This is a genomic window from Shewanella sp. 10N.286.52.B9 (assembly GCF_002873635.1).
Taxonomy (GTDB): domain Bacteria; phylum Pseudomonadota; class Gammaproteobacteria; order Enterobacterales; family Shewanellaceae; genus Shewanella.
Window position 1 is genome coordinate 1 of the sequence record NZ_MCTY01000039.1, and the last position, 4,677, is coordinate 4,677.

At 38.9% G+C, this 4,677-nt stretch carries 4 protein-coding genes and 3 tRNA genes; 1 reads left to right on the plus strand and 6 read right to left on the minus strand.

Going from position 1 to position 4,677, the window contains the following annotated elements; genetic code table 11:
- From BCU91_RS03280 to BCU91_RS03295, 4 genes are all read right to left on the minus strand, one after another.
- Nucleotides 1–116 (minus strand): GTP-binding protein (locus tag BCU91_RS03280; RefSeq protein ID WP_241901071.1); only part of this gene is annotated, 116 nt, incomplete at its 3' end.
- A gap of 186 nt (nucleotides 117–302) precedes the next feature.
- A tRNA-Gly gene (locus tag BCU91_RS03285) sits at nucleotides 303–376 on the minus strand.
- Nucleotides 377–412: 36 nt separating this feature from the next.
- Nucleotides 413–497: transfer RNA gene (locus BCU91_RS03290), tRNA-Tyr, on the minus strand.
- Between the two features lie 7 nt (nucleotides 498–504).
- Nucleotides 505–580, minus strand: a tRNA-Thr gene (locus BCU91_RS03295).
- A 220-nt stretch (nucleotides 581–800) separates the two neighbouring features.
- Between BCU91_RS03295 and coaA the strand changes: the two genes are divergently transcribed.
- Nucleotides 801–1,751 carry a type I pantothenate kinase gene (gene coaA, locus BCU91_RS03300; RefSeq protein ID WP_102436324.1) on the plus strand — a complete coding sequence of 317 codons (951 nt, stop codon included), beginning with the start codon at nucleotides 801–803 and terminating at the stop codon, nucleotides 1,749–1,751.
- 6 nt (nucleotides 1,752–1,757) lie between these two features.
- On the opposite strand, the gene birA is transcribed toward coaA, so the two are convergent.
- Complete coding sequence (birA, locus tag BCU91_RS03305) at nucleotides 1,758–2,723, minus strand: bifunctional biotin--[acetyl-CoA-carboxylase] ligase/biotin operon repressor BirA (RefSeq protein ID WP_102436322.1); 966 nt, start codon at nucleotides 2,721–2,723, stop codon at nucleotides 1,758–1,760.
- A 1-nt stretch (nucleotide 2,724) separates the two neighbouring features.
- Nucleotides 2,725–3,738, minus strand: coding sequence for a UDP-N-acetylmuramate dehydrogenase (murB, locus tag BCU91_RS03310; RefSeq protein ID WP_102436320.1), 1,014 nt, complete (start codon nucleotides 3,736–3,738; stop codon nucleotides 2,725–2,727).
- Nucleotides 3,739–4,677 lie beyond the last annotated feature (939 nt).

Genomic DNA, 4,677 nt, shown 5'->3' on the forward strand with positions numbered 1-4,677 from the left:
ACTTTTGACAATACAGCTGAAATAGCTGCTGTAAGAGTTGTTTTACCATGGTCAACGTGACCAATTGTACCCACGTTTACGTGTGGTTTACTACGTTCAAATTTTTCTTTAGCCATGATATTGCCTCAACCCAGAGTCTTGGTAATGAAAACACATATAGAAAAAATCCGATGCATTGAATGACATCGAATCGATTAGTTTAGGAGATTAGTTTAGCATAAGACAGGACGTGCTGATTTAAAGGATTTGATTGACTTAATAACTCTGACAGAGATATTAAGCAATCAAGTCGTTCAGCAATTTGGAGCGGATGGCGGGAATCGAACCCGCGTTATCAGCTTGGAAGGCTGGAGTAATACCATTATACGACATCCGCGCAACCTGTTTAAGGCTACCTAACTACCTTTAAAAATGGTGGAGGGAGAAGGATTCGAACCTTCGAAGGCTGAGCCGTCAGATTTACAGTCTGATCCCTTTGGCCACTCGGGAACCCCTCCAGAAAAATGGTGCCGGCACCAAGAGTCGAACTCGGGACCTACTGATTACAAGTCAGTTGCTCTACCAACTGAGCTATGCCGGCTAATCATTTCGGAAACGGATATTAGGTAAATGTCGGCACAAGTGCAATAGCAAAAGCATAAAAAAGATAAAAAAAGTCTTAAATGTCGCTTTTTTAGGCTCAATTTAACAACTGCGTTCAAAAATACCTCGATTTAAACTATTGCTAAAACTATCAATGCATTTTCTATTGTTCAATATATATTGTTGGTGTACTGTGCCTGATCTAAGGAAAGGACGTTATGACATCAAATAAATTATCTCAGCAAGCACTTTATTTTTCTTTTCAGCGCCAACAATGGTCTGAATTACGTAATTCGGTGCCTTTAACACTAAGCCAAGAAGAATTAGAAAACCTTCGAGGCATGAATGAGCAACTGTCACTCGATGAAGTGACGGATATTTATTTGCCCTTAAGTCGCCTACTCAACCTGATTATCAGTGCCAAACATCAACGCAGTGAAGTGCTTGATCAGTTCTTAAGTCATAAACCGACAAAAACACCTTACATCATTAGTATCTCAGGCAGTGTTGCAGTCGGTAAGAGTACCACTGCACGTATTTTGCAAACATTATTACAACGCTGGTCAGAGCACCCAAAAGTCGAATTAGTCACCACCGATGGCTTCTTATACCCGTTAGCAGAACTTAAACAACGTAATTTGCTTAAGCGCAAAGGTTTTCCTGAAAGTTACGACATGAAAATGTTGATTGATTTTATTTCCAGCATTAAAGCTGGCGATGAATCCGTATCGGCACCGTTATATTCTCATGTCAGCTACGATAGGTTAACGGATAGTGTCCAAGAAATTAATCAGCCCGATATTTTGATTATCGAAGGCCTTAATGTATTACAGACATCATTAGATCCATCACCTGATCATAAAAGTACCTTTTTGTCAGATTATGTCGACTTCTCTATCTATGTCGATGCTGAAGAGTCACTGTTAAAACACTGGTACCAGCAACGCTTTTTGAAATTCCGACAAGGGGCTTTCAGTGATCCTGAGTCGTTTTTCCATCACTATTCGACACTGTCTGATGAAGAAGCGAATGCTACGGCAGCGAATATTTGGGACACAATTAACGGCCCCAATTTACAGTCAAACATCAAACCCAGTCGTGCCCGCGCTAACCTCATTTTAAAAAAAGCCCAGAACCACCTTGTAGACCAAGTGCTTTTACGTAAATAAATACGGTTATTTGGCAGATGCCCTCAAGCTAATTTCGCCACCAATGTGTGATGTAATGTTGCCATTAATCTCCAATAAAATAGCGCCTTGTTGATCAATTCCTCGACAGATCCCCGATAGAGAATGAGGTGCCATGATCAAATCCACTTCTTTATGAATGAATAAATCATGTTTTTCCCATTGCGGTATAAAAGGCGTTAAGCCTTGTAATTCAAATAGGCGTAAATCTGATTTAAGTTGTTGATGTAAATCAATCATTAAATCAGTTTTATTTGGCATCTCCGCTAAAGCACTCAAGTCACTCCATGGTTGATCAATAGCTTCAGCATGCTTATTAGACATACTCATGTTAATGCCAAAACCGATCACTAAATTACATTCATCCAAGGAATGGCCAGACAATTCAATTAAAATGCCTGCTAATTTTTTATTATCTTTATAAATATCATTGGGCCATTTTAAGCCTAAATTTTCTACACCATATTTCTCTAAGGTTTTTACAATAGAGCAGCCAACAATTAAGCTTAAGCCCATTGCTGCATTCATACCTTGATTTAAGCGCCAAAAAATTGAAGCATAAACATGGTGCCCATAAGGAGATACCCAATTACGTCCTCGCCTCCCCCTACCTGCAGATTGATATTCAGCGATACAAATATCACCTGTTTTCAATTCATCAGCGTGTTGCAACATAAAGGCATTGGTACTGTTAATGTCATCAAAATAAAAGCAACGATTATCTATTGCAGCCAATAGTTTTGCCTCATCAAATAATGGTAATGGGTTAGATAGCTTATAGCCTTTGCCTTTAACACTGTATATATCTACGCCATAATCAAGTAACTGGCTGATGTGGTTGTTTACCGCGGTGCGTGATAAACCCACTTTTTGAGCAATTTGCTCACCAGAGACATAATCACTATGATCAAGCAAAGCTAGGATCTGTTTCTTTTTAACCCAATGACCATTCATATCAGATATCTACCTCGCCTTTTGGGCCAATAATTCTTGGTTCCGGTTCTAAATTTATATTAAATTTATCGTAAACTTTATTCATCACCGCATGAGCTAATTGACAAATATCATTACCCGTTGCCCCACCGAGGTTAACGAGCACTAGTGCTTGCTTGGTATGCACGGCAGCACGGCCTACTGTAAAGCCTTTTAAATTAGCTTCATCAATTAACCAACCTGCGGCAATTTTAATCGTGCCGTCAGTTTGCGCGTAGCCGACAAGATCACTAAATTCGGTTAATAACTCAAGATACTGCTTAGCTGAAATAATCGGGTTTTTGAAGAAACTGCCAACATTACCAAGTACCTTAGGATCCGGTAATTTACTTTGCCTCACATCACATACTGTTTCAAATATTATTTGTGCGCTAACACTGTCATCCTGTAAGTGTTTTAGTGGTCCATATTCAAGATTAGGCGCCCACAACTTAGGTAATCTAAATTCAACCTCGGTGATGACAGCCTTATCCTTAAGCTGGTGTTTAAAAATTGAATCTCGGTAACCAAACTGGCACTGATCTGCATCAAGGGTTATCAACTGAGATGTCGTATAGTCATAGTATTCTACTTGAGAGCAGAAATTATCGATTTCTACACCGTAAGCACCAATATTTTGAATAGGCGCGGCGCCAACTGTGCCTGGAATTAACGCTAGATTCTCTAAGCCGTTAATGCCATTTTCTAAACAGTATTCAACAAAATCATGCCAATTTTCACCTGCTTGAACTGATAAGATGAAATTAAACTCATCTTCAACGACCTTAATTCCTTTTGTAAGCACTTTTATAATGGTGCCATTGAAATCATCGGTAAATACAACATTACTGCCACCGCCTAAGATCAACATAGGCTTAGATTCACTGACAAGCTTAGAAACGACTGAAATCAGTTGTTTTTTTGAGTCAACTTCAACAATAGCGTCGCAACATTGTGTTAAGGCCAAGGTATTATGGGGAGCTAAACTTACAGGCATAAAGGCATAGTTCTAACGAAAAATAATGAACACTATTGTACTTAAGATATATACAAATGGCGAAATAAGTCTCTTTTGATTAATAAATTACTACATCCCGTAGGTTTTTATATCAAAACGTCTTAGCACTACTCGTGTCATATCAATATCTCTAAAAAACCTATAAAACTTTGCCTATTGAGCACCGGGAGCTTAATTTGTCTTCTATTAAAATAATATCCATAGACATATATATTGAAAGCCAGAAATGAAAAAGCCCGCTACATAATATCGGGCTTGATACTGATTAGACGCTTGTTGATGTTGATCAACAAATAAACCCTTCGTACTTTATATCTGTGTAGAGTCGCTATAAAGCCTTGCTGAATTTAGATCAGCATTAAGGTCTGCTTTGTCATGAACATTTTCCTACTCTCACCGAACAATATTATCTAGCAGGTGATGATTCAAGCTCTCATGGTTAGTACATATTTCACTTTCCCCGAAAACGGATAGAGCCCTGTCTATTAAGTCAGGGCTCTATCGACTCTTTAATGAGTGATATTAGGCGCTTGGCGGTAATCTACTTTCACATAGGCATTCGCCCACACTCGCAGCTCACGCCGATATGTAGCAGTAAATGACTCAAGTAATCTGCGTTAGGATTTATTCTTTTTCCCCAAATACAAAAAAGCCCTAACTGTTAAATCAGGGCTTTATCGACTCTCTTACGAGAGAAATTAGGCGCTTGCGATGTTCAGCTGCGGATAAATATTTCGCGTTTCATGTCTGTATAAAGCGTTACTTTATACAGACATTACACCCTAGTTTCACATGGGTAATCGCTCAACCTCACCGCTCACGATATTATCTAGCAGCTGATGACTCAAGTTATCAGCATTAGGATTTATTCTTTTTGCCCCAAACGAAAAAAGCCCTAACTGTTAAGTCAGGGCTTTA

What these genes read in the sequence shown, in the direction of transcription:
- coaA (WP_102436324.1), top strand. Translation starts at nt 801, where the DNA reads ATGACATCAAATAAATTATCTCAGCAAGCACTTTATTTTTCTTTTCAG.
- birA (WP_102436322.1), bottom strand. Translation starts at nt 2,723, where the DNA reads ATGAATGGTCATTGGGTTAAAAAGAAACAGATCCTAGCTTTGCTTGAT.
- murB (WP_102436320.1), bottom strand. Translation starts at nt 3,738, where the DNA reads ATGCCTGTAAGTTTAGCTCCCCATAATACCTTGGCCTTAACACAATGT.